General features: G+C 69.2%; 23 protein-coding genes and 1 pseudogene. 9 read left to right on the forward strand and 15 right to left on the reverse strand.

The genetic code is table 11. The features are described from left to right. Positions 1–25: 25 nt before the first annotated feature. On the reverse strand, positions 26–256 hold the full coding sequence (locus tag DJ74_RS10290) for a DUF1328 family protein (protein ID WP_094523562.1): 231 nt from the start codon (positions 254–256) through the stop codon (positions 26–28). A gap of 318 nt (positions 257–574) precedes the next feature. Then, positions 575–2779 (reverse strand): hypothetical protein, encoded by a 2205-nt coding sequence (locus tag DJ74_RS10295; RefSeq protein ID WP_254922163.1) that lies wholly within the window; start codon positions 2777–2779, stop codon positions 575–577. Between the two features lie 134 nt (positions 2780–2913). Between DJ74_RS10295 and DJ74_RS10300 the strand changes: the two genes are divergently transcribed. Beyond that, positions 2914–3273, forward strand: a complete 360-nt coding sequence (locus tag DJ74_RS10300; RefSeq protein ID WP_094527177.1) for a hypothetical protein — start codon at positions 2914–2916, stop codon at positions 3271–3273. 28 nt (positions 3274–3301) lie between these two features. On the opposite strand, the gene DJ74_RS10305 is transcribed toward DJ74_RS10300, so the two are convergent. The 6 genes from DJ74_RS10305 to DJ74_RS10330 form a co-directional block, all read right to left on the reverse strand. Next, positions 3302–3835, reverse strand: a complete 534-nt coding sequence (locus DJ74_RS10305) for a hypothetical protein (RefSeq protein WP_094527178.1) — start codon at positions 3833–3835, stop codon at positions 3302–3304. A gap of 72 nt (positions 3836–3907) precedes the next feature. Beyond that, positions 3908–5233, reverse strand: coding sequence for an ABC transporter ATP-binding protein (locus DJ74_RS10310; RefSeq protein ID WP_094523556.1), 1326 nt, complete (start codon positions 5231–5233; stop codon positions 3908–3910). Continuing rightward, on the reverse strand, positions 5230–6321 hold the full coding sequence (locus DJ74_RS10315) for an ABC transporter ATP-binding protein (RefSeq protein WP_094523554.1): 1092 nt from the start codon (positions 6319–6321) through the stop codon (positions 5230–5232). Before DJ74_RS10315 ends, DJ74_RS10310 begins: the two co-directional genes overlap by 4 nt. Further along, positions 6321–7406 (reverse strand): ABC transporter permease, encoded by a 1086-nt coding sequence (locus DJ74_RS10320; RefSeq protein ID WP_094523552.1) that lies wholly within the window; start codon positions 7404–7406, stop codon positions 6321–6323. Before DJ74_RS10320 ends, DJ74_RS10315 begins: the two co-directional genes overlap by 1 nt. Before the next feature lie 3 nt (positions 7407–7409). After that, positions 7410–8360 carry an ABC transporter permease gene (locus tag DJ74_RS10325; RefSeq protein WP_094527179.1) on the reverse strand — a complete coding sequence of 317 codons (951 nt, stop codon included), beginning with the start codon at positions 8358–8360 and terminating at the stop codon, positions 7410–7412. Between the two features lie 38 nt (positions 8361–8398). After that, positions 8399–10108, reverse strand: a complete 1710-nt coding sequence (locus DJ74_RS10330; protein WP_141212698.1) for an ABC transporter substrate-binding protein — start codon at positions 10106–10108, stop codon at positions 8399–8401. A 282-nt stretch (positions 10109–10390) separates the two neighbouring features. Here DJ74_RS10330 and ggt point away from each other — a divergent pair, with 282 nt between their 5' ends. The 5 genes from ggt (at position 10391) to DJ74_RS10355 (ending at position 16531) form a co-directional block, all read left to right on the forward strand. Next, positions 10391–12049 (forward strand): gamma-glutamyltransferase, encoded by a 1659-nt coding sequence (ggt, locus tag DJ74_RS10335; RefSeq protein WP_094527181.1) that lies wholly within the window; start codon positions 10391–10393, stop codon positions 12047–12049. Positions 12050–12391: 342 nt separating this feature from the next. Further along, complete coding sequence (locus DJ74_RS10340; protein WP_094527182.1) at positions 12392–13504, forward strand: branched-chain amino acid ABC transporter permease; 1113 nt, start codon at positions 12392–12394, stop codon at positions 13502–13504. Then, positions 13501–14877, forward strand: coding sequence for a branched-chain amino acid ABC transporter permease (locus DJ74_RS10345; protein WP_094527183.1), 1377 nt, complete (start codon positions 13501–13503; stop codon positions 14875–14877). Before DJ74_RS10340 ends, DJ74_RS10345 begins: the two co-directional genes overlap by 4 nt. A 140-nt stretch (positions 14878–15017) precedes the next feature. Next, a complete protein-coding gene (locus DJ74_RS10350) occupies positions 15018–15830 on the forward strand; it encodes an ABC transporter ATP-binding protein (protein WP_094527199.1) in 813 nt (270 codons plus the stop codon). Next, a complete protein-coding gene (locus tag DJ74_RS10355; protein ID WP_094527184.1) occupies positions 15827–16531 on the forward strand; it encodes an ABC transporter ATP-binding protein in 705 nt (234 codons plus the stop codon). Before DJ74_RS10350 ends, DJ74_RS10355 begins: the two co-directional genes overlap by 4 nt. 189 nt (positions 16532–16720) lie before the next feature. Here DJ74_RS10355 and DJ74_RS10360 read toward each other — a convergent pair whose 3' ends face one another. Together DJ74_RS10360 and lipA are read right to left on the reverse strand one after the other, a co-directional pair. Further along, complete coding sequence (locus DJ74_RS10360; RefSeq protein ID WP_094527185.1) at positions 16721–18121, reverse strand: ABC transporter substrate-binding protein; 1401 nt, start codon at positions 18119–18121, stop codon at positions 16721–16723. A 270-nt stretch (positions 18122–18391) separates the two neighbouring features. Then, positions 18392–19330 carry a lipoyl synthase gene (gene lipA / locus DJ74_RS10365; RefSeq protein WP_094527186.1) on the reverse strand — a complete coding sequence of 313 codons (939 nt, stop codon included), beginning with the start codon at positions 19328–19330 and terminating at the stop codon, positions 18392–18394. Positions 19331–19465: 135 nt separating this feature from the next. Here lipA and DJ74_RS10370 point away from each other — a divergent pair, with 135 nt between their 5' ends. Continuing rightward, positions 19466–20935 carry an MATE family efflux transporter gene (locus tag DJ74_RS10370; protein WP_094527187.1) on the forward strand — a complete coding sequence of 490 codons (1470 nt, stop codon included), beginning with the start codon at positions 19466–19468 and terminating at the stop codon, positions 20933–20935. A gap of 37 nt (positions 20936–20972) precedes the next feature. Here DJ74_RS10370 and DJ74_RS10375 read toward each other — a convergent pair whose 3' ends face one another. Genes DJ74_RS10375 through DJ74_RS10385 form a run of 3 tightly spaced genes read right to left on the reverse strand, consistent with a single transcriptional unit; the run spans position 20973 to position 23149 of the window. Then, positions 20973–21566, reverse strand: coding sequence for a cysteine hydrolase family protein (locus DJ74_RS10375; protein ID WP_094523533.1), 594 nt, complete (start codon positions 21564–21566; stop codon positions 20973–20975). Then, complete coding sequence (locus DJ74_RS10380; protein ID WP_094527188.1) at positions 21559–22446, reverse strand: YqcI/YcgG family protein; 888 nt, start codon at positions 22444–22446, stop codon at positions 21559–21561. Before DJ74_RS10380 ends, DJ74_RS10375 begins: the two co-directional genes overlap by 8 nt. 46 nt (positions 22447–22492) lie before the next feature. Continuing rightward, complete coding sequence (locus tag DJ74_RS10385) at positions 22493–23149, reverse strand: helix-turn-helix domain-containing protein (protein ID WP_094527189.1); 657 nt, start codon at positions 23147–23149, stop codon at positions 22493–22495. A 163-nt stretch (positions 23150–23312) separates the two neighbouring features. On the opposite strand from DJ74_RS10385, the pseudogene DJ74_RS10390 reads away from it, so the two are divergent. Together DJ74_RS10390 and DJ74_RS10395 are read left to right on the forward strand one after the other, a co-directional pair. Next, positions 23313–23952, forward strand: a pseudogene (locus DJ74_RS10390) (helix-turn-helix domain-containing protein). 226 nt (positions 23953–24178) lie between these two features. After that, positions 24179–24364 (forward strand): hypothetical protein, encoded by a 186-nt coding sequence (locus DJ74_RS10395; RefSeq protein WP_094527190.1) that lies wholly within the window; start codon positions 24179–24181, stop codon positions 24362–24364. Positions 24365–24398: 34 nt separating this feature from the next. Here DJ74_RS10395 and DJ74_RS10400 read toward each other — a convergent pair whose 3' ends face one another. Both DJ74_RS10400 and DJ74_RS10405 read right to left on the reverse strand, forming a co-directional pair. Next, complete coding sequence (locus DJ74_RS10400) at positions 24399–25883, reverse strand: sodium:solute symporter (RefSeq protein ID WP_094527191.1); 1485 nt, start codon at positions 25881–25883, stop codon at positions 24399–24401. Continuing rightward, complete coding sequence (locus tag DJ74_RS10405) at positions 25880–26164, reverse strand: hypothetical protein (RefSeq protein WP_094523523.1); 285 nt, start codon at positions 26162–26164, stop codon at positions 25880–25882. The genes DJ74_RS10400 and DJ74_RS10405 overlap by 4 nt, the downstream gene beginning before the upstream one ends. Between the last annotated feature and the right edge of the window lie 85 nt (positions 26165–26249).

The following is a 26249-nucleotide window of genomic DNA, read 5'->3' on the forward strand; positions in this document are numbered from 1 at the left end:
CTCGGCGACCACGGTCGGGACCCCCTCAGAGCAGCACCGAGATGATCGCCAGCACGACGAAGACGATGACGAGCCACTTCGCGGCCGCCATCGAGACCCCGGCGACCCCGCGCGCGCCGAAGATCGCCGCCACGATCGCGATGAGGAAAAACACCACCGCCAGTTCGAGGAAGTCGCCCGAAAACTGGAGCGGCGGGGCGCCGATTCCCGACGACGGGGAGAGGTCGAACGACGGTGTGAGCGGAGTAACGGCCATACGGTGGATGGCAGTCCCGATCGGTTAGTTATGGGGTTGCAAAGGCGGTACGACCGGCTTACTCCGAAGAGGGGGCGAGAGCGCGCGACCGAGGTCGAGACCCCGGCGGCGAGCGCCGAGCGGCGTCGGACCGGAGCGACGCGTGAGTCCGCGGCGATCCGTGACGACCCGTTATTGATATCGCGGATGCGGGTTTACGAACGCGACACGGCGGCGTTTTGGATGGGCCGATCGACGGCCGCCGGTGAGTCCGACGGGGTCGCTTCGGCGAACCCACCGCCCAGTGAAATTCGGGAGCCCGCGGTCTCCCTCCGCCGGTCAGAGGGGAGCGTCGACGGCGGCGTCGACCCGCTCGATCCCCGCGAGCGCCTTCGGGGCCATCGCCGCGACCGCCGCGTCGTCGTATCCGCTCCGGTCCTCGCCGGCGAGGAGCTCTCGGAACTCCGAAAGCGCGGACCCGACGTCGAACAGCCGATCGTCGGCCGGTTCCTCCTCGCCGTCCTCCGCGGCCGCGACCGCGCCGTCGGCCGCGCGCCGGGCGCGGCTGAGCCGGTCGAGCGCCGGGTCGTGTTCGCCGTCGGAGTCGTCGCGGGCGGACTCCGAGAGCGACTCCGCGAGCCCGTACAGCTCGGCGACCTCGTCGCGGAGGGTCCGCGCGAGCGCGAGCTTCCCGGTCCGGACCTCCTCGCGGACCGCCTCCCCGTTCGCGTCGAACGAGTCCGCCGTCACCCGGTAGGCCCCGAGGCGACCGTCGCGGTCGACCACCTCGACCGTGTACTTGCCCTCGCGGTGAACCGCGACCGCGAACCGGTCCGTCTCCGCCGGCGCTCCCTCGTAGATCACGCCCGCGTAGTCCTCGACGACTCGGATCCGGTCGATTCCCCCCGTCTCTCGCCCGTCGCCGCGGATCCACCCGGCGTCCTCGGTCGCCACCGCGACGAGTTCGCCGTCGCCGCCGGCGCGGACGAGTCCGCCCTCGTGGACGAACCGTTCCGCGATCGGGGCGAACCCGGGGCCGTTGACCACGAGGAGGTGCGGCCCGGGCTCGACGCGGAGGAAGCCGAACGCCCCGCCGCGGGTCGCCGTCGCCGTGGGATCCTCGCTCGCCAGTCGGACGGCGAGCTCCGTCTGGGGCGCGAACAGCGAGACGCCGGCGACGCCGGCGACCGCGTCGCGCGCCGCGTCCGAGACGCCGTCGAGTGCGCCCTCGGTGCCCGCGCGGAGCTGTCGCACCCGTCCGACGACCCGATCCGTGAGCCCCGTCGGTTCGGCGCCGTCGACCCGCCTTCGGTGGGCCGGGTCGGTCACGTCCGAGAGCGGATCCGCGAACCGGTCCTGCTCCCACGGGACCCCGACCGAGGTTATGTGACTCGCGATCGCGTCCTCGGCGAACCCTGGGACCGCGAACTCGAAGCTCAGCTGAGGGCCGACGAAGTCGTCGATCGCCTCCCGAAGCGGCGCGATCGGTTCGAGCGCGTAGGTGGCGTCGGCCGCGGCGTCGCCGTCGCCCTCGCCGGTCGCGAGGCGGCTCTCGGGGTGCGCGAGCACGAGTCCCGGCTCGCGAAGCGGAAGGTCGCCGGGCGGGACTGGGAGCCCTCCCCACGATCCGACCGTCACCCGCTCGTCGATGAGGTCCGTCCGGTCGATCGAGAGCGACGGGTGCTCGTGGAGGGGGACGCCGTCGAGTTCGGGAAGCACGAACGGGAGCCGCGCCCCCTCGTCGCGGGGAAGCCCGTACGCGAATGGCGCGCGGAGCGACGCCGAGACGTCGACCACGTCGTTGGTCACGTCGGAGAGCAGGTCGGCCGTCGGGAACCGCTCGAAGGTCGGCACGAGGCCGTTGACCTCGCTCGCGCTCGAGTGCGAGCCGACTTCGGAGAGGATCCCGGGACGGGCCCCGTCCGGGATCTCCGGCTCGAGGAACTCGTTGTTCGGGCTCGCGCGGGAGTGAGCGCTCGCCGAGAGCAGCAGCGGCTCGCCGGTCTCGCGCTCGACGAACACCTGCAACAGCTCCCAGTCGTGCCAGTGGAAGTTGACCGCGAACTGGTCGAACGCGGAGTAGAGCCAGTACTGCAGGGCGTCGACTCCCTCGGCGGCCTCGACGACGTTGTAGAACACGGTCGGTGCTGGCGGCGCCCCCGCCTCGCGGAACGCCGCCGCGTAACCGTCGAGCGCGGTGAATCCGTCGACGACCGAGCCCGCAGCGGTCTCGACGACGTACGGACGGGGGTCCGTGGGGTACCACTTCTCGAGGGCCCCGAAGTAGAGGTCCGGCGCGTACCGCCGGACGATCGACGGGGCCGTCTCGCCGTCGTGGTCGACCTCGTCCGGCGCTCCCGTCTCCTCCGGTTCCCCGTCGTCGGGCTCCTGCGGCGGCGCCGGATCGTCGCGTGAGACGTACCACGCGCCGGCGGTGCCCGTGCCCGCGAGCGCGGCGAGTCCACCGTACACCAGCGCGCGGCGCCGACGGTCGTCGACCGACCGGTCCGGGGCGTCCGCCGTCGCGTCGTCGTCACCCGTCATGCGATCTACCGACCGGACGACACCGGCCACGTTAAACGTTCCCACAGCAATCGCCACCGCGGCCGGCTCAGATCCCCGCCACCGAGGACCGCGGATTCCGAAGCCGTCATCCCGCTCGCTCGTGAACGACGGGCATGGACGAGCAATCGACCGAGGAGTACACGCGACTCGTCGAGGAGAACGGGCTCGCGCTCCTGTTCGCGAATCGGGTGCGGGCTCGGATCGTCGCGACGCTGTTCTACGCCTCCGAACCCCTGTCAGTCGAGCGGATCGCCGCGGGCGCCGGCGTCGATCAGACCGTCGTCCACGAGGGGCTCGACGGGCTCGAACCGTTCGGACTCCTAGCGATCGACCGCACCGAGGGCCGCGAGCCGAACGGGTACGCGCTCGACGAGTCGGACGAGCTCGTCGAGTCGCTCCGGACGGTCGCGGAGCTCGCGACCGAGCGGTATCATCAGGAGGAGATCGACATCCCGAGCGACGCCGACGAGTAGGCCGGCGGCCGCTGGCCCACGGCCCCGGTCACTCGATACGCACTGTCGTCTCGTCGTACACGCCCTTTCCGGCCGGGTCGTCCACGGCGAGCCCGGCTCCGATGGTGTGTTCGCCGCGTTCGGCCGGCTCCCAGTCCCTCTTCGAGACCCGGAAGCTCTGCTCCCACCGCCGGGTGAACCGACGGCGTTCGCCGCGGTCGAGCGTGAACCGAGTCTCCGACTCCGGGAGCGGTTCGGGAACGTGCGAGGCGTCGCGGTGGCCGTCGACGTGCCACGTCCACGGGACCGGCGACGTAGTCCGCACCGTCACCGGGACCGGCAGCGGGTTCCGGAGTTCGATCGCGACCGGAACCGGTTCGCCCCGCTCGTACGCCGCCGCCGGCGTGTCGACGCTGACGGAGACCGCCCAGCGGTGGAGCCGCGCCGGGAGCAGCCACCGGGTCAGCGTCGCCGCCGGAAGCGTTCTGGCGGCCCGAGGGCGGTGGCGCTCGGCGGACTCGTTCGGTCGGAACGGGTCGTCGTCGGACCGGTCGACCCCGTCACGCCCGCGTGATCGACGCATGAGTGAGGGTACCCGTCGGGAGGAATAAGCGTGTCGTCGGGGCGGGCGAGGTCGACGCCGAGCCGAACGGGCTCAGTCGTCGCCGCTCGCCGCCGCCCCGTCCCCGGTCACTGCCCCGTCGTCGGTCCTCGTCCCGTCGGTCGGTCCGCTCTCGTAGGCCGGGTCGAAGAGGTGGCACGCGACCCGTCCGGCGTCGGTCCGGCGGAGCGCCGGCTCGTCCGTCGTGCAGGGGGTCTCGAACGTCTCTCTCAGGACGCTCTCCGCGGCGGCGAACTCCTCGTCCGCGACCGACCGGAGCGCCTCCTCGACCACCCGCTCCGCCTCCGGGTCAGTCAGCGACGACGGCAGGTCGAGCTCGTCGCGGAGCGCCTCGGTGAGCGCATCGTCGTCGTCGCCGAACGTCTCGACAGCGATGTCCTCCTCGCGGGCGCGGTGGCGGAAGGACATGACGGCGCGCCACTCCTCCTGTTCGAACTCGTAGTCCGACGGCGGAATGACGCGCGGACACCGCGTGTGGAACTTGCACCCGGAGGGCGGGTCGATCGGCGAGGGGACCGACCCCTCCAGGAGTATCCTGTCGCCCTCCCACAACGGGTCCGGCTCCGGAATCGCCGACAGCAACGCCTCGGTGTAGGGGTGTTGCGGCGGCACGAACAGCTCCTCAGGGGTGCCGATCTCGGCGATCTTCCCGAGGTACATCACGGCGATCTCGTCGGCGATGTGCTCGACGACCGAGAGGTCGTGCGCGATGAACAGGTAGGCGATCCCCAGCTCGTCTTGGAGGTCCTCCAGCAGGTTGAGGATCTGCGCCTGCACGGACACGTCGAGCGCCGAGACGGGCTCGTCGCAGACGATGAAGTCCGGGTCCACGGCGAGCGCGCGGGCGATCCCGATCCGCTGGAGCTGCCCGCCCGAGAACTCGTGCGGGTAGCGGTTGGCGTGGCTCGCGTTGAGCCCCACCCGTTCGAGCAGATCCTTGATGCGGGCGTCGCGGGTGACGTCGCCCTCGATCCCGTGGATGTCGAGCGCCTCGCCGATGATGTCGTTCACCGTCAGGCGCGGGTTGAGGCTCGACTGTGGGTTCTGGAAGATGATCTGCATCTCCTTCCGGAGGTCGCGGAGCTCGCTGTCGGAGAGGGTCGTGATATCCTGCCCTTTGAAGTACACCGATCCGGCGGTCGGCTCCCGGAGCTGGAGGATCGACCGACCGATGGTACTCTTTCCACAGCCGCTCTCGCCGACCAGCCCCAGCGTCTCGCCCTCGTTGATCTCGAAGGAGACGCCGTCGACCGCCTTCACCTTCTTCTGGCGGCCGAGGAGTCGGTCGATGAAGTCGCTCTCGGACTCGTAGTACTTCTCGAGCCCCTCGACGCGGAGGAGCGGCTCGGAGCCGCTCATCGGTCGGTCACCTCCGCGGAGCTCGACGCGCCGTCCGGCCCGGGGAAGTCGTCCTCGCCGCGGACGGTCACCTCGTACTCCAGCTCCCCCGTGAGCTCGCCGGTGTGCGCGAGGCACGCGGCGGTCTGCGCGTCGCTGTTGATCGGGTCCGCGGGATCGCCGGTCTCGACGTCGACGAGCTGCGGATCCACGCGCGTGCACGACTCCTCGGCGTACGGACACCGGGGATGGAAGTTACACCCCGGCGGCATCTCTATCAGGTCCGGCATCCGCCCGGGGATCGTCTGTAGCCGATCGCGGTCGTCGCCGATCCGCGGGATCGAGCTCATCAGTCCGACGGTGTAGGGGTGTTGCGGGTTGTAGTACACGTCCTCGACAGGCGCCATCTCCACCGGGTGGCCCGCGTACATCACCATCACGCGGTCGCAGAACTCGGCGACGACGCCGAGGTCGTGGGTGATGAGCTGGATCGCGGTGTCGAACTCGGTCGCGACCTCCTCTAACAGCTCGAGGATCTGCGCCTCGATGGTGACGTCGAGCGCCGTGGTCGGCTCGTCGGCGATGATGAGGTCGGGGTCACACGACAGCGCGATCGCGATCACGACGCGCTGTTGCATCCCGCCGGAGAACTCGTGCGGGTAGTCGCTGTACCGCTCGGCCGCCGACGGGATCCCGACCGACTCCAGCGTCTCGATCGCGCGCTCGCGGGCCGCCGCCTCGTCGAGGTCGAGATGGTACCGGATCGCCTCCGATATCTGCTCGCCGACCGTGTACGAGGGGTTCAGCGCGGTCTCGGCGTCTTGGAAGATCATCGCGATCTCGTTGCCGCGGAGCGAGCGCATCTCCTCTTCGTTCATCTCGAGGAGGTTCTGCCCCTTGAAACGGATCTCCCCGCTCTCGATGACGCCCGGCTCGTCGATGAGGCGCATCAGCGCGAGGCTGGTGACGCTCTTGCCGGCCCCGCTCTCGCCGACGACGCCGAACCGCTCGCCGGCCTCGATCCGGTACGAGAGGTCGTTCGTCGCCTTGACGACGCCGTCGTCGGTGTAAAAGCGCACGTTGAGGTCCTCGACTTCGAGCATCGCCATCAGCGGAGCCCCCCGGTGTCGGAGTCCGTCTGATCGCCCTGCGGGTCGAACGCGTCGCGGACGCCGTCGCCGACGAGGTTGATCGCCATCACGAAGACGAAGATGGCGAGGCCCGGGAACAGCCCGGCCCACCAGCGACCGCGGGCGATCGCGTCCTGCTCGACGTTGAGCATGACGCCCCACTCCGCGCTCGCCGGCGACAGGCCGAGCCCGATGAACCCGAGCGCCGCGGCGACGAGCACCGTGGTGCCGATGCTGAGCGTCGCCTGCACGATCACCGGCGCCATCGCGTTCGGCAGGATGTGGCGGACGATGATCGACCGGTCGCGGGAGCCGAGCGCCTTCGCGGCGGTGACGTACTCGTTTTCTTTGACGCTTAAGATCTCGCCGCGGATGATGCGGGCGTACGGGAGCCAGCCGACGACGACCAAGGCGAGGATCATCTCCCAGTAGCCGCGCCCCAGCACCGCGATGACCGCGATCGCGAGCACGATGAACGGGAACGCGTACAGCATGTCGACGATCCGCATGATGAGCTCGTCGACCTTGCCGCCGTAGTAGCCCGCGACCGAGCCGAGCGGGATCCCGACGAGCAGCGCCATGGCGACCGCGATAAAGCCGATAGAGAGGCTCCAGCGGCCGCCGTACATCACCCGCGAGAGGATGTCGCGGCCGGCCCAGTCGGCGCCGAACAGGTAGAGGCCCGTGGGGGGCCACGTGAGGACGTTTTCGAGCGTCGGCTCCCGGTAGCCGGTGATAACGTCCTGATTCGCGGGGTCGGCCGGCGCGAGCGAGAACGGCTGTACCGTCTGGCCGGCCAGCACCGGGAAGCTACTCGGGAGCTGGATGGGTCGGGAGAACACCGCGAGCAGGATCATGAAGCCGATGGTGGCCGCGCCGAACAGCGCGAGGCGGTTGCGTCTGAACCGCTTCCACGCGTACTCGAGGCGACCGCGTCCCTCCTCCGACTGGAGGTCCGGCTCCCACGAGGAGAGCGGGTCCCGGGACTCGACGCGGTCGACGTCGAAGCCGGTGACCCGTATTCGTCCGCGTTCCGTCGTCCGCTGTGAGGTTTCGCTTGACATTATTTAGTATCGGATTCGGGGGTCGAGGTACGCGTAGAGCACGTCCGCGACGAAGTTCGCGAGTATCACGGCGACGCCGATCAGGAGGACGATCGCCTGGATCACCGGGAAGTCGCGGTTCCCCACTCGATTGACGAGGAGGCGGCCGATGCCCGGATACGAGAAGACGATCTCGACGACGACGGAGCCGCTGATGATGAACGCGACCTGGATCGCCGCCACGGTGACGACCGAGATCAGCGAGTTCCGGAGGACGTGTTTCTGCACGACCGTCCGCTCCGGGAGGCCCTTCGCGCGCGCCGTCCGGACGTAGTCCTTGTCGAGCTCTTCCACCATCGAGGACCGCATCAGTCGCATCAACAGGGCGGTGGAGCCGGTGCCGATGGTGATCGCGGGCAACAGCGTGTACACCAGCATGTCGTAGCTGAGTATTCCCTGATCGGTCGGCGGGAGGATCGGGAACAGGTCGAGCCAGCTCGCGAAGATCAGGAGCAGCAGCAGGCCGAGCAGGAAGTTCGGAATCGCGATCCCGAGCAGCGCGAAGACGCGGCTGGCCTGATCGATCTTGGTGTTGCGGTAGTACGCCGCGATCACGCCGGTGGGGATCGCCGTGACGAGGGTGACGCCGAACGCCATGATCCCCATCACGAGCGTGTACGGGAGCCGAGTCATGATCTCGTCGATGACCGGGTCGCGGGTGATGATCGACCGGCCGAAGTCGCCGGTCGCAGCGCTGGTGACCCAGTCGATATACTGGATGTACACCGGCTGATCGAGACCGTATTCGGCTCGTATCTCCATCTCCGTCTGCGGATCGAGGTCCGTGAACAGCGTGATGAAGTCGATCGGATCACCGGGGATGGCGTGGACCATCCCGAAGGTGAGCAGGGAGATCCCTAACAGTAGCGGGATGGTTATCAGGCCGCGTTTGAGTACGAATCGTTGAAGGCTCATCGAGGTGAAATGAGAGGGCTATCGGGTGTTCGTGGCCGTTACTCCGCCGGGTAGACGATCTCGTCGAGGTGCGGCTTGTACAGCGTGTTGTACCGGTTGCTGGAGTTGGGGTGGGGACTCCACTGATCGATCGACTCGATGTTCTCCGGGTTGAGGACGTCTATCTGGTCGCCGGTCCACATGTTCGCCATCGGCACGTCCTGCGCGACGAGCTCCTGCAGGTCCTGGTAGATCGGGAGCCGCTCCTCGGCGCCGAGGGTCGTCTGCCCCTCGGTGATGAGCTGGTCCATCTCCTCGTTCTCGTAGAGGTTCCAGTTGAACCCGTCGGGGACGTGCTGACTGGAGTGGAGCAGCTGGTTCACGTGGCCGTCGGGGTCGGAGCCGCCGGTCCAACCGATTCCGACGACGTCCGTGCTGGCCGCGGCGCCCTCGGGGTCGAGCAGGAACGGGACGAGGTCGTCGAACGCGCGGACGTCGAGCTCCGCGTTGAAGTACTCGGTCTCGTCCATCGTCTGCTGGATGATCTCCATCCACCGCTCGCGGGTCCGGTTGACGTTGGTGATGAAGGAGACGTCGAACGGCGCCTCGATGTCCTCCTCCTCGAACGCCTCGCCGATGAGTCGGAGCCCCTCCTCCTCGTCCTGGCCGACGTACTCGTCGAGGAGGTTCTGCTCGTGTTCGGGGTCCCAGAACGCGCCGAGACCGGGGCTGATCGGGGCCGCGAGCTCGGTCGCGTAGCCGCCGAAGACGGCCTCGATGACATCGGACTTCGGGAGCAGACGGGTCATCCCGCGCCGGAGCTTCTCGTTCGTGAACGGGCTCTGGTTGACCGGGTACGAGATGAAGTCGAACCCGACGGCGCTGCCGGTGACGACCTCGCCGGTCTGGTTCTCCCACTGGTCGAGCTCGAACGGGGCCGCGTTGTCGATCATGTCGAGCTCGCCGGCGGCCATCGCCTCCTCCTGAGAGACCTGCTCCGGGATGACCCGGAACGTGACCTGGTCCCACGGCGCCGTGCCGGGGTACTCGTCGCCGTCGTACCAGTAGTCCTCGTAGGGGACGAGGACGGCGCGGTCCTCGGCCGAGAACTCCTCTAGCTCCCACGGGCCGGTCCCGAGGGTCTGCTCGGTGAAGTCGTGCTCGTCCTGCTCCGGGTTCTCGCTGATCGCGTCCGTCTTGCTCGTGAGGATCGGGACCGCGGCGAGGTCGTTCAAGAAGGGCGCGTGCGGGTCGCTCGACGTGATCTCGACCTCGTAGTCGCCGAGGATCTCGACGTTCTCGATGAACGAGACGTCGGCGTCGTTGGTCGTGCCGCTCGTCCGGTTGATGGAGAACGCGACGTCCTCCGCGGTGAACTCGTCGCCGTTGTGGAACGTGACGCCCTCGCGGAGCTGGAACCGGAAGGTGGTGTCGTCGACCTGCTCGTACTCGGAGGCGAGCTCGCCGCGAATCTCGGAGTAGTCGAAGGTCAGTGCGACCAGTCGCTCGTACGCCATCGTTCCGACGACGGAGTTGGAGGTCGCGTCGGTGATGATCGTCGGGTCGAACGTGCCCGGATTCGCGGCGGCCGAGGCGACGAACTCGTTCGTGCCGTCGCCGCCGTCGGACCCGTCGCCACCGTCGCCGCCGTCGCCGCCGTCGCCGCCGACGCAGCCCGCCAGACCGACGACGCTCGCGCCGCCCATCGCGGCGAGAACTCGTCGGCGAGTCGTTGCCGATCGCGTCTGTCCGTTGTCGGAATGAGACATACCCACACGTACGCGTCGTCTGTTAAAAACCATTCTATTCTTTATCGCAAACCACCGTCCGTTCAGTAATCCGCCGGTTCTGTTTCGATAAGCGGTATTGACACGAACGATCATCGAGGGTGTGAGGGACGTGTGACAGCGAAACGGACCCTCGTCCGGGAGGAAAACATAGGGGACGCCCCGCGAGGACGAGGGAGCCAGGTGCGGAATCGCGTGGCCGGGGCCGATTCGACCGAATAGATCCGGTCCGACGTTTATCATGTGGGGCGCCGGATCGAGGGTATGGAACCAGACTTGGACCGGTTCACTTCTCGCCGATCGACGGTGTACGGTCAGCGCGGCGTCGTCGCCACCAGCCAGCCCCTCGCCAGCCAGGCCGGGATCGAAACGCTTCGCGAGGGCGGGAACGCGTTCGACGCGGCGGTGGCGACGGCGGCCGCGCTCAACGTCGTCGAGCCGACGTCGACGGGGCTCGGCGGCGACGTCTTCGCGCTGTACCGAACGGCCGACGGCGAGGTGGGATCGATGCGCGCCTGCGGCGGCGCGCCCGCCGACGCGACGATCGAGAACGTCCGCGACTCGCTGCGGGAGACCGACGACGTCTCCTCGTACTACCCCGACGACGGCGGCTACGCGGTCGACGACACCGACGAGGCCGGCATGCCGTTCTACGGTCCCCACGCGGTCACGGTTCCGGGCACGGCCCGGGGCTGGGAGGCGACGATCGAGGAGCTCGGGCGGCTCACCCTCGCCGACGCCCTCGAACCGGCCATCCGATACGCCACCGAGGGGTACCCCGTCTCCGAGGTCATCGCGTCCTACTGGGCCGGCGCCGAGGAGCTGTTCACCGACGACCACGCCCGGGAGGCGTTCCTGTTCGACGGCGAGGCGCCCGCGGTCGGCGAGACGGTCACGCTCCCGCGGCTCGGCGAGTCGATGGAGAAGGTCGCGGAGCACGGCGCAGACGTGGTGTACGAGGGGGAGATCGCCGAGGCGATCGCCGGGGAGATCCAGTCGCAGGGCGGGTTCATGACCGTGGACGACCTCGCCGACTTCGAGGTCGAGTGGCCCGACCCGATCTCGACGACGTACAACGGCGCCGAGGTGTACGAGCTCCCGCCGAACAACCAGGGGCTCATCGCGTTGGAGGCGCTCAACATCGCGAGCGAGCTCGGCGCCGGCGAGCACGGCTACGACACCGCCGACCGCGTCCACTACTTCGCCGAGGCGTTGAAGCTGGCCTTTCACGACGGCCACCGTTACATCGCCGACCCCGAGTACGAGGAGATCCCGCCGCTCGGGTCGGCCGACTGGGCGGCGGAGCGGGCGGCCGGCGTCGGGCCCACGGCCGACCACGACGTCTCGTTCGGCGTACCGAACGCCGACGCCGAAGACGCCGACACGGTGTTGCTCACCGTCGCCGACGACGAGGGGAACGTCGTCTCCTACATCAACTCGCGGTTCGCCGGCTTCGGCTCCGGGCTCGTCGCGGGAGAGACGGGGATCGCCCTCCAGAACCGCGGCGCGTCCTTCTCGCTCGACCCCGAGCACCCGAACAGCCTCGAACCCGGTAAGCGCCCGTTCCACACGCTGGTCCCCGCGATCGTTCGCCTCGGCGAGGACGACTGGGCCGCCTTCGGCGTGATGGGCGGGTACATGCAGCCGCAGGGGCACGTGCAGGTGATATCGAACGTCGTCGACTACGACATGCCGCTCCAGCGCGCCCTCGACGAGCCGCGGTGGCGGTACCGCGAGAGCGGCGAGCTGGGCGTCGAGCCGCACTTCGACGACGACGTCACCGCGAAGCTGGTTCGGAAGGACCACGACGTCAGAACGCTCTCGCCGGTCCAGTTCGGCGGCGCGCAGATCGTCCGCAACGAGGACGGGGTCCTCTCGGCCGCCACCGAGCCCCGGAAGGACGGCAACGCGCAGGGGTACTGACTCGGGGCGCGTCGGGCGACGACCCGAGAGGAAGCCCGCGGTCGAGAGGCGGCCCCTTCGACCATCGGGTCGGCCTCGCCGCGTTGACACCGCCTTTCTCTCCGCGTTGACACCGTCTTTCTCGCCGCGTTCACACCGCCTTTCCGTCGCCGCCTCGACTATCGGTGACCGATGGGCCCGCGGTGACCGGTCGAGCGGGGCGGCGTGTTCGGCAGTCGAGCGCGCATGTGGTTATATTCCTCAGACACTACTTATGTGTCTAAACACGGCATACGTCGGTGGATTTTGGGTAGAAAACGTCTTATAGGTTGATTCATACGCTATGATGAGGAGTGTTATCACGTGAGTGTCTCTGAAACGTACGTTCGATACCGCCGAACCCTCAGCGAGGAACCGCTCGCCATCGGGGTCCTGCTCGTGGCCCTGTGGATGGCGTGGTCGCTCGTTTCCGGGCTCCTGACCGGGGGGATTCAGATCAGCAGCCTCGCGTCCCTGATCTGGGACGGGTTACTTCGGGGCCTGATCATCGGTCTGGCGGGTATCGGACTCTCGATGACGTACAGCATTCTCAACTTCGCGAACTTCGCGCACGGCGACTACCTCACTACCGGGGCGTTCGCCGGGATGGGGACCAGCTACCTCGTCGCCGGGATCGGCGAGAACAGCGTCGGCGCGCTCCTGCTCGTCGGCGCGGGCGGGTCGGTGTTCGGCGGCGCGCTCGGGATCGGGGTCACGACCGCGCCGATCGCCGTCGTCCTCGGGGCTCTTCTGGCGGGGATCGTCACGATCGCGCTGGCGCTCGCGATCGACCGGTTCGTCTACCGGCCGATCCGCGACGAGAGCGGTATCGCGCTGCTCATCACCAGCATCGGGGTCGCGTTCGCGCTGCGGTACCTGCTCCAGTTCGTCTACGGGGCGGGCGTGCGCGGAACGACCGCGGCGGGGTCGGTCCCGCGCGTGAACGTCCCCGCGATAGACGGGACGTTCCGGGTGACGGCCCACGACATCAGCCTCGTGGTCGTCGCGGGCGGCCTCATGCTGGGGGTGCACCTGCTCCTGCAGCGGACGAAGCTCGGGAAGGCCATGCGCGCCATGTCCGACAACGAGGACCTCGCGCGGATCACCGGCATCCCGACCGAGCGCGTCATCCGCACGACGTGGATCGTCGGCGCCGGGCTCACGGGCGTCGCCGGCTACATGTTCGTCCTCTGGAAGGGGACGCTCGGGTTCAACGACGGGTGGCTGCTGCTGCTGCTCGTGTTCGCCGCGGTCATCCTCGGCGGTATCGGGTCGATCTACGGCGCGATCGGCGGGGGCATCATCATCGGTCTGACCGCGTCCGTTTCCGTGGTCTGGATCCCCTCCGAGTTCGGCCGCGCGGCCGCGTTCCTGGTGATGATCGTGATCCTACTGTTCAAGCCCGAAGGCATCTTCAGCGGGAGGACGACGGCATGAGCGCCACTGACATCCGCGGGCGGATCGAGGGCCTCTTCGAGCGGGACGTGACGCTCGTCCTCGCCGTCCTCGGAACGCTCTACCTCGCGTACATCCTCGCCGGGGTCGCGTTCGGATACGGGCTCCGGGGACAGCTGAACTCGGTCGCGAACCTCACGTTCTACATCGGCGTCTTCGGCATGCTCGCGCTGGCGTTGAACCTCCACTGGGGGTACACCGGGCTGTTCAACATCGGCATCGTCGGCTTCATGGGAATCGGCATTTACGTGACCGCGCTGGTGTCGAAGCCGCCGGTCGCCGAGGGCGGCGCCGCGCAGGTCGGCGGCTTCGGGCTCCCGCTCAGCGTCGGGATCGCCGCCGGCGTGATCGCGGCGGGGCTGTTCGGGCTCCTCGTCGCGTTGCCCGCGCTCCGCCTCCGGGCGGACTACCTCGCGATCGTCACGGTCGCGTTCTCCGAGATCGTCCGGTTCACGATGATGTCCCGGACGTTCCAGACGTTCACGGTGCCGGACACGATCGACCTCTGGCTGTTCACGTTCGACCCGACGGCCGACACGGTCGGTCTCGGCGGCGGCGGCGGGCTCATCCTGAACTACGCGGACCCGCTCGAGGCGCTGCTCAGATCCCTGTTCCTCTGGGAGCCGTACCTCGGCGTCGTCGCGTTCGTCGAGCGGAACTACATCCCGAACAACCCCAAGCCGGTGATCGACGGGGTGGCGTACGGGATCCTCCTCCTCGTCGGCGTCGGGCTGTTCTACGTCCTGCTCTCGCGGACCGGCAAGTCGCCGTTCGGGCGCGTCCTGAAGGCGATCCGCGAGGACGAGGACGTCGCGAACGCGCTGGGGAAAGACACCGACCGGTTCAAGCTCACGGCGTTCGTGCTCGGCTCCGCGCTGATGGGGCTCGGCGGGATCCTCTGGTACTCCAGCCGCGGGAGCATCACGCCGCCCTCGTTCCGCCCGAACATCACGTTCTTCATCTGGATCGCGCTGATCATCGGGGGCGCGGGTTCGAACACCGGGAGCTTCCTCGGCGGCGCGATATTCGCCGGACTGCTGTACGAGGGGCCGCGGTACTTCAAGAACCTCGTCGAGACGGCGTTCGAGCTCGGCGACGCGCCGCGGAACTTCGGCGAGGCGATGGCGGGGTTCGCCTCGCTCGACCCGATGCCGTTCGTCCTGTACACGCTCGACAGCGTCAGCCAGCTGCGGCTGGTGATCATGGGCGTGGTGCTGATCTGGCTGATGCACAACCGACCGGAGGGGCTGCTCGGCCACCGCAAGGAGACCGCGTCGAGCGTCGACCTCGCGCGGCCGGGAACCGACGAGGCGCCCGGAAAGCCGGCGGCCGCCGACGGGGGTGAAGAGCGATGAGCGAGACCGACGAGTCCGCCCCGAGCGCGTCGACGCCGGTCGATGACGCCGCGACGGACGACGCCCAGACGGACGGCGACGACGCCGCGGGCGAGGCCCCCGCCGACGGGTCGGCGTCCGAGACCGGTCTGAACGAGGCGATGGGGTCCGAGGCCGACTTCCCGAGCGGGAGCGACGGGGAGCGGTACGCCCCGCTCGAGGTCGAGGGGCTCCGCAAGGAGTTCGGGGGAATCGTCGCCGTCGACGACGTCAGCTTCGATGTCGAGGAGGGGACGCTCACCGGACTCATCGGCCCGAACGGCGCCGGGAAGTCGACGACGTTCAACCTCATCACGGGGATGCTGAACCCCGACGAGGGGGCGGTCCGGTTCAACGGCGAGGATGTCACGGGGCTCCAGCCCCACGAGGTCGCGAACCGCGGGCTCGCCCGGACGTTCCAGATCGCGCGCGAGCTGGAGGAGATGACGGTCCTCGAGAACATGATGCTCGCGCCGAAGGGACAGGTCGGCGAGTCGCTGTGGCGGTCGATCATGCCGATGACGCGCGGGGCGGTCCGCGAGCAGGAGACCGAACAGCTCGAACGGGTCTGGGAGGTGCTCGACTTCTTCGAGATCGACCACCTCGCGCAGGAGTACGCGGGGAACCTCTCCGGCGGCCAGCGGAAGCTGCTGGAGATGGCCCGAGCGCTCCTGACGGACCCGGACGTGCTGCTCCTGGACGAGCCGTTCGCCGGGGTCAACCCCTCGCTGGAGAAGCGGCTGCTCGAACACGTCCACGAGCTGCGCGAGCAGGGGTACACCTTCCTCATCGTGGAACACGACATGGACCTCATCATGAACAACTGCGAGCGGGTCATCGTCATGCACCAGGGCCGGATCCTGAAGGACGGGACCCCGACGGAGATCAAGGAGAGCGAGGAGGTCATCGAGGCGTACCTCGGGGGTGAGGTGTGAGCCTCCTCGAGGTCCGCGACCTGGACGCCGGCTACGGCGACCTCCAGATCCTCACCGACGTCGACCTCGACGTCGACGACGAGGAGTACGTCACCATCGTCGGCCCGAACGGGGCCGGCAAGTCGACCGTGATGAAGTCGGTGTTCGGACTGACGACGCACATGGGCGGGACGGTGACGTTCGACGGCGAGGACATCAGCGGGACGAAGCCCGAGGACGTCATCCACAAGGGACTGGGGTACGTCCCGCAGAACGAGAACATCTTCGCGGAGCTCGACGTGGAGGAGAACCTCGAGATGGGCGCGTACATCCTCGACGAGGTCCCGCAGGAGGAGCTCCGAAAGGTGTACGATCGCTTCCCGATCTTAGAGGAGCGGAAACACCAGCAGGCGGGGACGATGAGCGGCGGTCAGCGCCAGATGCTCGCGATGGGTCGGGCGCTGATGCTCGACCCCGATCTCCTCCTCCTCGACGAGCCGAGCGCGGGGCTCGCCCCCGACCTCGTCGACGAGATGTTCGACAAGATCGACGAGATCAACGAGTCGGGGACGGCGGTCCTGATGGTCGAACAGAACGCCAAGGAGGCGCTCAGACGCTGCGACCGCGGGTACGTGCTCGCGAACGGGCAGAACCGGTTCGAGGACGAGGGGGCCGTGCTGCTGCACGACGAGGAGGTCCGCCGGGAGTTCCTCGGCGGGTAGTCGGTCGCGTCCGCGCGCCGTCGGCCCCACGCGGCGGCGGTCCGTTTTTGAGGCGGAGCGAAAGGCCCAGAAGCGACGCGTCGCTCGCGAGCGATGCGCGTCAGACCCGCACCGCTTCTCGGTCGGGTAGTCTGAAAAAACAGTAGCGCTTGATCGGCCGCCCGAGAGACGCGTCGGTTCCGATCGCGGTCAGTTCCCGCTGGAGAGCGCCTGCTCGATGACGTTGGAGTACGACGACTCGCCGATGTTGAAGCTGATCTGGTCGAACACCTCGCCGTCGAACGTGTCCTCGAACACGTTGCTGAACCGCTCGGAGAGCTGCTGACCGTAGTCGTTGTTGACGTACAGCGTCGCGGCGGTCGAGGCGCCGAGCCGCTCCGAGGCGACCTGCGCCATGACCCGGCCCTGGAGCTGGTCGCTCGGGGCGGTCCGGAAGATGTAGTCGTCGTCATCGAGGTTCGTCACCGACAGCGCGGTGCTGGACGGCGAGCAGCCGACGACCTCGTTCGGGATGAGCGTCTCCTGACAGACGGGGACGTTCACGCCGGAGGAGGCCGTCCCGCACACCGCGGGAACCCCCGCGCTGACGAGGGACTCGGCGCCGCTGACCCCCTGGTCGGGCGAGGTGTTCGTGTCCTCGAACTGAGCGTTCACGGTCAGGTCGAGGTCGGAGTCGTTGACCTGCTGGGCCGGGATCTCGGCCGCGCGGATCATGGGCTGCCCCGTCGACGCCAGGTCGCCGGTCTCCGGAAGCAGGATCCCGACGCTCACCTCGCGGCCGAGCCCGCCGGGCGACGAGTCGGCCGAGGGGCCGGCGCCGTCGGGGTTCTCCCCCTCGAAGCTCTGCGTCTCCTGGACGTCGACGGAGTCGGCGTCCTGCCCGGCGAACTCCCAGATGGAGTAGGCCGCCGACGCGGGGTCGCCGTTCTGGTCGAAGTTGACGGCGCTGGACGCCCCCTGGTAGTTGATGTTCTCGCCGTTGGCGGCCGCCTCGACCGCGTCGAGGAACTCTCCCGGACCGTACGCGGTGCCGTCCGGGTTCGCGATCCGCCGGAGCTGGTCGCGGATCGCCGTCCCGCTGTTCTCTCCCGCCGCGACGTTCGCGAGTATCAGCGCGGCCGCGGAGTCGTACGACTGCGAGGTGAACACGCCCGGCGTCTCGTCGTAGGCGTCCTGGTAGAGGCTCTCGAACGCCTCCTGGTTCGGGCCGCCCGCCGCCGGCGCGGTCCCGGTGACGTTGCTCATCTCGTTGCCGACCTGCCCGGGTAACGATGGGTCCTGAAGCCCGTCGGGGATGAGGATGTCCTCCGCCCCGTCGGACGCGGCGTAGTAGTCGCGGAACAGCTGGATCCCGCTCTCGGGGTAACCGATGACGGTGAGCAGGTCCGGACCGCCGCTGCCACCGTCGCCGCCGTCTCCGCCATCGCTGCCATCGCTGCCATCGTCGCCGTCCATTCCGTCGTCGCCGTCGCCGCCGTCCCCGCCGTCGCTCCCGTCGCCGCCGTCCCCGCCCGCACAGCCGGCGAGTCCGACCGCGCCAGCGACACCGACAGTCTTCAACACGTCACGCCGTCGTTTGTGGTATGACATACCCACTCATATAGACCCCTCTCTGATAAGTATATCCCTGTCAACTCCTACACAAGTCCTGTCAATAACTCTCATATAAGGTATATAACTTCCACCGGCGCTCGGGGCGCGTTTCGCGTCGATCGTGCCGAATTTTAGACAGTATCGCTATCGGGGACCTCGGGCCTCGCAGGCCGGCCGGTTCAGAGGGAGACGGGCGCGGCTCGCGCGCGGTCGGTCCGGAGCGAAGAATCGTTCGTTCGAGGACGTCCGTCGGTCGGGTCGTCTCGATCAGTCGCCACCGGCGGCGCGCGCGTGCCGCCGGGCGTCCTCGGGCGAGCGGCCCTCGCGGAGCAGCGCCTCGACGAACAGCTCGCCGGCCTTGTACGACGAGCGGACCATCGGCCCCGAGGCGCAGTAGAGGAAGTCGAACTCCTCCTCGGCGACCGCGCGCCACGTCTCGAAGGCGTCCGGGTGGACGTAGTCGAACACGTCGAGGTGCGAGCGCGACGGCCGGAGGTACTGCCCGAAGGTGACGACGTCGACGCCGACCTCGCTGAGGTCGCCGAGCGTCCGGTACACCTCGTGGGCGTACTCGCCGACCCCGAGCATGAGGCTCGTCTTCGTGTGCACGTCGGACGTTCGGTCGACGCGGTCGAGCACCGCGAGCGACTGCTCGTAGTCGGCGCGGCGGTCGCGCACGGGCCACTGGAGGCGCTCGACCGTCTCGACGTTGTGCGCGATCACGTCCGGCCCCGCGTCGACGATCCGGTCGATCGCCGCCGGGTCCCCCTGGAAGTCGGGGATCAGCGTCTCGACGAGGACCTCCGGATCCCGTCGCTTGATCTGGCGGATCGTCTCGGCGAAGTGCGCCGAGCCGCCGTCCGCCAAGTCGTCGCGGTCGACGGAGGTCAAGACGACGTAGTCGAGCCCGATCTCGGTGACGGCCTCGGCGACGTTCTCCGGCTCCTCGGGGTCGAGCGGCTCCATCCCGCCCGTCGCGACGTCACAGAAGTTACAGCCCCGCGAGCAGCGGTCGCCCATGAGCATGAACGTCGCGGTGCCGGGGCCGTCGCGGCCGGACCAGCACTCGCCCATGTTCGGGCAGTTAGCCTCCTCGCAGACGGTGTGGAGGTCGCGCTCGCGGAGGCGCTCCTTGATCTCCGTGAACCGGGACCCGGACGGTGGCCGCGACTTCAGCCAGTCCGGCTTTCGACGGCCGCGTTGCATACCCGAACCACGGCGGCCGAGTGCAAAAACGTGAGGATCACACCGACGAGTTCACCACCGCTCACCCGGGGACAAAACGTATCGTATCCGACACCAATAGCGTTTTATTAGAGGCCCCAGATACGGAACTATCCGATGTTCGACGTCGACAATGAGGCGATCACCGACGGGCCGGTGGGGCGGGTGCTCCTGCTGCTCGCGGCCCCGCTCGTCGCGCAGAACCTCGTTTACGTCGCCAACGCCCTCGTCGACACGTTCTGGCTCGGCCGCGTGAGCGAGGACGCGGTCGCGGCTGTCGGGCTCAGCCTCCCGATCCAGTCGCTCCTCGGCGCGGTCGTCGTCGTCGCCGCGGTCGGCACGCAGCTCCTCGTCGCGCAGCGGGCCGGCGGCGGTGACGACGCGGGGGCCCGTCGCGTCGCGGTCAACGGCGGCCTCGTCGCCCTCGCGGTCACGGCGGCCGTCGCGGTCCCCGTCGCCCTCTACGCCGAGGAGCTGGTGCGGTTCCTCGGGGCCGACCCAGCGCTCGCCGGCACCACGGCCGCCTACCTCGCGATAATCGCCGCGGTCCTCCCGGTCGGCGCGGTGGGCGACACCGTCGAGAACTGCTTCACCGCCTACGGCGACACGCGGGCCGTCCTCCACGTGAGCGTCGCGAGCGTCCTCGTCAACCTCGTCGCGGCGCCGACGCTGATATTCGGGCTCGGCCCGCTCCCCGCGCTCGGCGTCGAGGGCGCGGCGCTCGGAACGGTGCTCGCGGGCGTCGCCGGGCTGGTTCACGTCCTCGCGTACGCGGCCGGGATCGGTCGCGACACGTTCCGGCTCACCCGAGACGCCCTCGCCGTCGACGCCGGCGACCTCCGCGAGATCGTTTCCGTCGGGCTCCCGCTGGGCGGCCAGCGCGGCGCGACCGAACTGGTGCGCGTGCTGGTCGTGAGCCTCGTCGCGGTCGCCGGCGGCGCGGCCGGAGTCGCGGCGTACACGGTCGGCGCGCGCGTCGCGACCCTCGCGGTCGTCCCCGCGCTCGGGACCCAACAGGCCGCTCAGTCGATGATCGGCCAGAACCTCGGCGCGGACGCCCCGCGCCGCGCCCGACGCACCGCGACGGTCGGAACCGGGATAATCGTCGGCGCGTTCCTCGCGCTCGGCGCCGTCCAGTTCGCGGTCGCCGGCGGGGTCGTCGACCTCCTCGCCCCCGACCTCACGCCGGGTGGACGGTCGCTCGCAGTGCTGTACCTGCGGCTGCTCGCGGTCTCCTACTGGGCGCTCGGCGGGACCTACACGCTGCTCGCCGGATTCAACGGCGCCTCGCGCACCCGGACCTCGCTCGCCGCCGACGTTCTCAAGTACTGGGGGATCCGGTTCCCGATCGCGGTCGCCGCCGTGCCCGCGACGGCGACGTTCGGGGCGTTCGGCGTCGCCGTCGCGCCGGGACTCGGCTGGGGCGTCGAGGCCGTGTTCTGGGCGGTCGCCGTCTCGAACGTCGTCGGGTTCCTCGGGCTGGGCGCGTACTTCGCGTACACGACGCGGCGGGGGATGTTCGCGAACGCCGCGGACCGCGCGAGAGACGACGGCGAGGGCGGGGCCGCGGGGACCGCGGACGACTGACCGGATCGGAACCGACCGGAAACTGACGGGGCGGAGCCTAACGGAGGTCCTCGGCCTCGACGACGGTCGCGAACTCCCCGTCGAGATGCGCGAGCGCGACGCGGTGGGACGTGTCGGCGCCGATCGCCTCTCCGTCGTACCCCTCGCGGGCGTGGGTCGCCGTCGCGTCGGCGACGACGCGCACGTCGTAGCCGCGGTTCTCGGCCTCGCGGGTCGTCGTCGAGACGCAGTGGTCGGTGGTGAGCCCGCAGACGACGAGCGACTCGTGGTCCGTCTCGCGGAGCCACGCGTCGAGCCCCGAGTCGAGGAACGCGCCGTTGACCGACTTCTCGAAGGTCGGTTCGCCCTCGGCGGGCGCCGTCTCTGACTTCCACGCGAACCCCGGGGCGTCGGGGCGGAGCGGCGAGTCCGGCTCCGTCGAGGCGTGTCGGACGTGCGCGACCGGGCGGTCGGCCGCGCGCCACCGGTCGAGGAGCGCGCCCGCGACCGCCTCCGCGTCGGGGTTGTTGCGCTCGCCCCACCCCGGCTCGTCGAAGCCGACCTGGAAGTCGATCAGCAGGAGGACCGCGTCGTCGGGGGGCGCGGAGCCGCCCTCCGAGCGGGCCGAGTCGGCGACGTCCGCCTCAGTCATCGTCGAGCCCCGAGGTGACGGCCGCGTCCGCGTCGGACCCGGAGGCGCTCTCCGAGGGCGGCGACTCCGCGAACCGGCGCCAGGCGCCCGGTTCCAGCAGCGCCTCGGGCGCTTTCGGGTGCTCCCGGGTCGGCGTCAGCGGACAGGCGTCGGGGCTCGCCGCGTCGTCCTCGCGGAACAGGTACTGCGTCCACTCGCGGTCGCCCTCGACGCCCCAGTCGCCGAGGTCGGCGTGGGGACAGACGCCGTCGTACTCCTCCATGCGCCCGCGGATCGCCTCCCGCGCCTGTTCGCCGGCCTCCGTGTCGGCGGTGATCCCCTCGAAGACGGCGCGCGGCTGGACGGTGATCTCCAGCCCGACGGGCGAGTAGCGGCTCTTCCGCTCGTCGTAGAAGGGCGCTCGGGAGGTCGGAAACAGCGGCTCGCCGCCGAAACAGAACTCCCAGCGCGGGGTGTCAGGGTCCGTCGGGATCTCCTCCGGCCACGGCTCCGGGTCGTGGACGTGGAGGAACTCGAGGACGTGCCACAGCCGCTCGTGGTAGTGCGCCTCGCCCCGGTCGCCGTCGGGCGGTCGGAAGAAGACGGCGAGGGGAGCGCGGTCGGCGTGGTCCTCGTAGGCGTCGAGGTACTCCAAGAGGACGTCGCGGAACCGGAGGAGCGCGGCGGGGTCGGTCGTCGACTCGCAGGCGGCGTACAGCAGGTCGCCCTCGCGCTCGACTTCGATGCCGAAGTAGCAGGGGAACGGCGAGCCGTCGCGCTCGCCGAGCATCGACTCGCGGAAGGTCCGGTAGTGCTCCCGCAGCCACCCGGGCGCGTCGTCGAGCCGATCGTGGAGCGCCCCTTGGTCCAACAGCACGCCCTCGGTGCCGGGCTCGTTCATACCCGCAGTCGGTGGTAAACGGTCTTTTGACTTTCGGCGACCGGTGTCACCGGCTCTCACTGTCGATCGGGAGGGTATAGGTCACCAGCGCCGTGATGGCGCGCCGGAGTCGTTCGGTGACGGCCTGGTCGGAGATACCCAGCTCGTCGGCGAGCTCCTTCGTCGTACAGCCGCGCGGGATGTCGTAGTACCCCATCTCGATCGCGAGCGTGAGCGCCTCGAGCTGCGGCTCCGTCAGGCCGAGCCACGGCTGTACGTCCGGCTCAGAGGGGTTGTACACGCGCGTCACCGTCATTTCGATGCCGGCCTCCTCGCAGTCCGTCGAGAACGCGCTGAGCGACTCGTGGGTCGGGAACCGGACCTCGAACGTCCACGACGCCGCCGATCCGACGGCGCTCAACATCTGTCCGTCGTTCGATTGCACGGCGCTGACGAGGTGGTCCTGGTTCGCGTCCCAGTCGAGGGTGAACAGCGTCCGCTCCTCGAACGCGTCGACCCGCGTGGCCTCCTCGACCGACGGGTGGCGCTGGACGCTTTCGACGAACGACTCGCGCGTGGAGTTGCGGATCCAGAACAGCGGGACGGAAGCCTCGCCGAGCGGGACGAGCGTCTCGAGCTCGATGGTGGAGTCCCCTTCGACGGAGAGGATCTGGCCGAGCTCGAAATCGCTGGACAGGACGCGGAACTCCACGATTACACTCATCGGTTGGACTCGTTGATCCGTTCTCGATTCCCCGTTAAATAGGGAAAGCTTGGTATATCAGGGTTTGGGCGATCGCGGGGGCGGACGGCGGGACCCCCGCCGCGACCGCGCTGCTTGGTACACCATCGTCGTCGGTTATGGGCGTCGCGCGTCACCGTTCGGTATGGCCACGGTCATAGAGTTCACGAGCCCGGCGGATGAGTTCCCGCTGGGACGGTCTTCGGGAACCTCCCGGGGGCGACGGTCGAGCTGGAGCGGCTCATCCTGAACGGGAGGTGGTCGTCCCCTACTTCTGGGTCCGCGGCGCGCGCCCGGCCGACATCGAGTCCGCGTTCGAGGCCCATCGCGGCGTCGCCGGCGTCGATCTCGTCGACGACGTCGACGACGAGTACATGATGCGCGCGGAGTGGGACGACGACTACTACGGCGTATTGAACGCGCTGGCACACGCCAACATCGCCGTGCTCTCCGGCGCGGGGACGCGGGACGGCTGGCGGTTCGAGGTCCGTGGGGAGGACCGCGAGGCGATCGGCGAGTTCCGGACGGACTGCCAGGACCGCGACATCGACATCGGGATCACGGCGGTCCACTCGCTCCTGCCGGTCCAGGGGGACGGGTACGACCTGACGGAGACCCAGCGGGAGGCGCTCGTGTTGGCGTAGGAGCGCGGCTACTTCGACTCGCCGCGAACGGCGTCGCTGGACGAGGTCGCGGCGGAGCTCGGCATCTCCCAGCAGTCGCTTTCCTCCCGGATCAAACGCGGCCATCGCCGGCTCATCGAGGGGACCGTCGCCCCGGCGTGACGAGGAGGCGATCCCCCTCCGACGGGGACAGCCACTCGTTATAAATACCTACTGTACTAACAGTAGTACAGTTGAACCGACGCGGCCGGTTCGATCTACGCATGTATGTTAGTGATAGCGGTGCTACCCTCGATTCGGTCATTTTCGGTCCGAGCTCGGTGACGTCCCCGGTGCGACCCGTCCGAGCGGAACTCTCGTCCGTCGAGAGCGACGGAGCGCGGTCCGCATGAGCCCCGACGACGACGCGCCGACGGCTGAGGCGGAGTTCCGCGACGAGCTGCAGACGCTGCTCCGCGAGGCGCACGACGAGGGCATCGACGTCGAGGGCGGGTGGGACTGCCGGAACGGGCCCGGCCACCCCGACTGGGACGTCGTCGTCTCAAAGGTGCAGAAGTCGGAGGCGTCCGAGTAGCCGGCCGCCGCGCGCTCTTTCTCCCCGATCGGACTCAGTCCCCGGCGACCGCGAACCGCGAGGCGTCGCCCTCCGCGCTGGGCGCGGTGAGGAGCGAGACGCCGACGGTGAGGAGCGCCGAGAGCGCCATCAGCCCGAGCGCGACGTCCCACCCGCCGGCGACTGTGCGGGGGAGCGTCGGGACGAAGCCGACGACCGCCGACAGCACCACCGCGAGGTACGCGAGCTGCGGGACGAGCACGCCGACGATCATCCCGGTGCGGGTGGTCCGCTCCCAGTAGAGCGCGCAGATAACCGGGAGGGCGAGCAGCGCGAACCCGGAGAAGGCGGTGCTGCCGACCTCGATCAGGGTGCCGGGCCGGAAGAGGCTCGCGGCGAACGCCAGCAGCGCGAAGGCGGCGACGCCGATCCGGGCGACCCACGCCTCGCGTCGCTCGGAGGCGTCGGCGTTGACGACGGGCCGGTAGAGGTCCCGGGTGAAGTACGACGACCCCGAGAGGAGCATCGAGTCCGACGAGGACATCATCGCGGCCATCGCGCCGGCGATCACGAGCGCCGCGAACCACGCCGGCGTGTACTCGTTCAGCACGACCGGGAGCACGTTCGCGCCCTCCGGCACGTCGACCGGCATCCCGGCCGCCCACGCGCCGAGCATGAACGCGGGGACGAACAGCAGGAGGACGAGCACGGGCCACAGCACGAACGACCGCTTCAGCGTCTCGCCCGACTTCGCGACGAAGAACCGCTGGTTGATCTGCGGGAACATCGTCACGCCGAACGCGATGGTGATCGCCGTGGAGACGATGAACCCGACGGAGTAGGTCCCGCCGCCGAACGACCCGAAGTCGGGCCGAGCGTCGAGCATCGCGCCGGTGGCCGCGCCGACGCCGCCGACGGCGGATACCACCCAGACCGCGGCGACCCAGACGACGGAGAGCATGAACAGCCCCTGAATCGTGTCCGTCCACGCGACCCCGCGCATCCCGGCGAGGACGACGTAGAGGATCATGAACGCCGTGATGAGCGCCGCGCCGCCCCAGTAGGGGACGACGCCGTTCGTGAGCCCGACGAGCGCCTCGCCGGCGCCCATCTGCTGGAGCATGACGTACGGGAACAGCCAGAGGAGGCTCACGCCGGCGACGAGCGCGCGGAGGCCCGTCGAGCCGAACCGGTCGCCGAGCATCTCCCCGAGCGTCACGTAGCCGTTGCGGTTCCCGATCAGCCACTGCTTGTAGCCGATCGCGTACCACAGCACCGCGAACAGCACGCCGTCCAGCGTCCCCATCACGATCAGCCACTCCGGGCCGGCGGCGAACGCGAGGTTCGGACCGCCGAAGAAGGTGAACGCCGACAGCAGCGTGGCGAAGGTGGTGAAAAGCAGGACCACCGTCCCGATCGACCGGCTGGCCAGGTAGTAGTCCTCGGCCGTCGTCTCGGAGACGCGGTAGGCGACGAGGCCCACCGCGAGCGCGAGGAAGAGGTAGCCGACGACGATCCCGAGCGAGAGCCCGAGCGTCACGGCCGCTCACCCCCGGCGGCGGGGGCCCCCGCGTCGCCGCCCGCGGCCCGGTCGTCGCCGTCTCCGCCGGGGCGGAGCCCCATCCCGCGCTCCCACGCGCCGCTCCGAGCGAACCGGGAGAACAGGACCGTACACAGGCCGAGCCACGCGACGTGCCACCAGATCCACACCGGCAGCCCGGCGACGACGCGGTCGACGCCCCACAGCGGCCACGGCACCGCGAACGCGACGAGCAGTGCGAACGTCGGAATCCACACGATATCTCTCCGAGGTCTCCTCATGTCGAACTATAACTACTTTGAACGGATAAATCTTACCAAAAGAGTTCGATATTGGCTTTTGTAGAATATATTTCTTCAAAGGGCC

Origin of the sequence: Halorubrum sp. Ea8 (assembly GCF_002252925.1) — an archaeon.
Lineage (GTDB): Archaea > Halobacteriota > Halobacteria > Halobacteriales > Haloferacaceae > Halorubrum.

Coding starts and splice junctions, on each gene's coding strand:
- DJ74_RS10330 (WP_141212698.1), bottom strand. CDS start 10,108: ATGTCTCATTCCGACAACGGACAGACGCGATCGGCAACGACTCGCCGA.
- DJ74_RS10395 (WP_094527190.1), top strand. CDS start 24,179: ATGAGCCCCGACGACGACGCGCCGACGGCTGAGGCGGAGTTCCGCGAC.
- DJ74_RS10325 (WP_094527179.1), bottom strand. CDS start 8,360: ATGAGCCTTCAACGATTCGTACTCAAACGCGGCCTGATAACCATCCCG.
- DJ74_RS10300 (WP_094527177.1), top strand. CDS start 2,914: ATGGACGAGCAATCGACCGAGGAGTACACGCGACTCGTCGAGGAGAAC.
- DJ74_RS10315 (WP_094523554.1), bottom strand. CDS start 6,321: ATGGCGATGCTCGAAGTCGAGGACCTCAACGTGCGCTTTTACACCGAC.
- DJ74_RS10380 (WP_094527188.1), bottom strand. CDS start 22,446: ATGAACGAGCCCGGCACCGAGGGCGTGCTGTTGGACCAAGGGGCGCTC.
- DJ74_RS10320 (WP_094523552.1), bottom strand. CDS start 7,406: ATGTCAAGCGAAACCTCACAGCGGACGACGGAACGCGGACGAATACGG.
- DJ74_RS10375 (WP_094523533.1), bottom strand. CDS start 21,566: ATGACTGAGGCGGACGTCGCCGACTCGGCCCGCTCGGAGGGCGGCTCC.
- DJ74_RS10310 (WP_094523556.1), bottom strand. CDS start 5,233: ATGAGCGGCTCCGAGCCGCTCCTCCGCGTCGAGGGGCTCGAGAAGTAC.
- DJ74_RS10360 (WP_094527185.1), bottom strand. CDS start 18,121: ATGTCATACCACAAACGACGGCGTGACGTGTTGAAGACTGTCGGTGTC.
- DJ74_RS10350 (WP_094527199.1), top strand. CDS start 15,018: ATGGGGTCCGAGGCCGACTTCCCGAGCGGGAGCGACGGGGAGCGGTAC.
- DJ74_RS10290 (WP_094523562.1), bottom strand. CDS start 256: ATGGCCGTTACTCCGCTCACACCGTCGTTCGACCTCTCCCCGTCGTCG.
- DJ74_RS10295 (WP_254922163.1), bottom strand. CDS start 2,779: ATGACGGGTGACGACGACGCGACGGCGGACGCCCCGGACCGGTCGGTC.
- DJ74_RS10385 (WP_094527189.1), bottom strand. CDS start 23,149: ATGAGTGTAATCGTGGAGTTCCGCGTCCTGTCCAGCGATTTCGAGCTC.
- DJ74_RS10345 (WP_094527183.1), top strand. CDS start 13,501: ATGAGCGCCACTGACATCCGCGGGCGGATCGAGGGCCTCTTCGAGCGG.
- DJ74_RS10305 (WP_094527178.1), bottom strand. CDS start 3,835: ATGCGTCGATCACGCGGGCGTGACGGGGTCGACCGGTCCGACGACGAC.
- lipA (WP_094527186.1), bottom strand. CDS start 19,330: ATGCAACGCGGCCGTCGAAAGCCGGACTGGCTGAAGTCGCGGCCACCG.
- DJ74_RS10370 (WP_094527187.1), top strand. CDS start 19,466: ATGTTCGACGTCGACAATGAGGCGATCACCGACGGGCCGGTGGGGCGG.
- DJ74_RS10405 (WP_094523523.1), bottom strand. CDS start 26,164: ATGAGGAGACCTCGGAGAGATATCGTGTGGATTCCGACGTTCGCACTG.
- ggt (WP_094527181.1), top strand. CDS start 10,391: ATGGAACCAGACTTGGACCGGTTCACTTCTCGCCGATCGACGGTGTAC.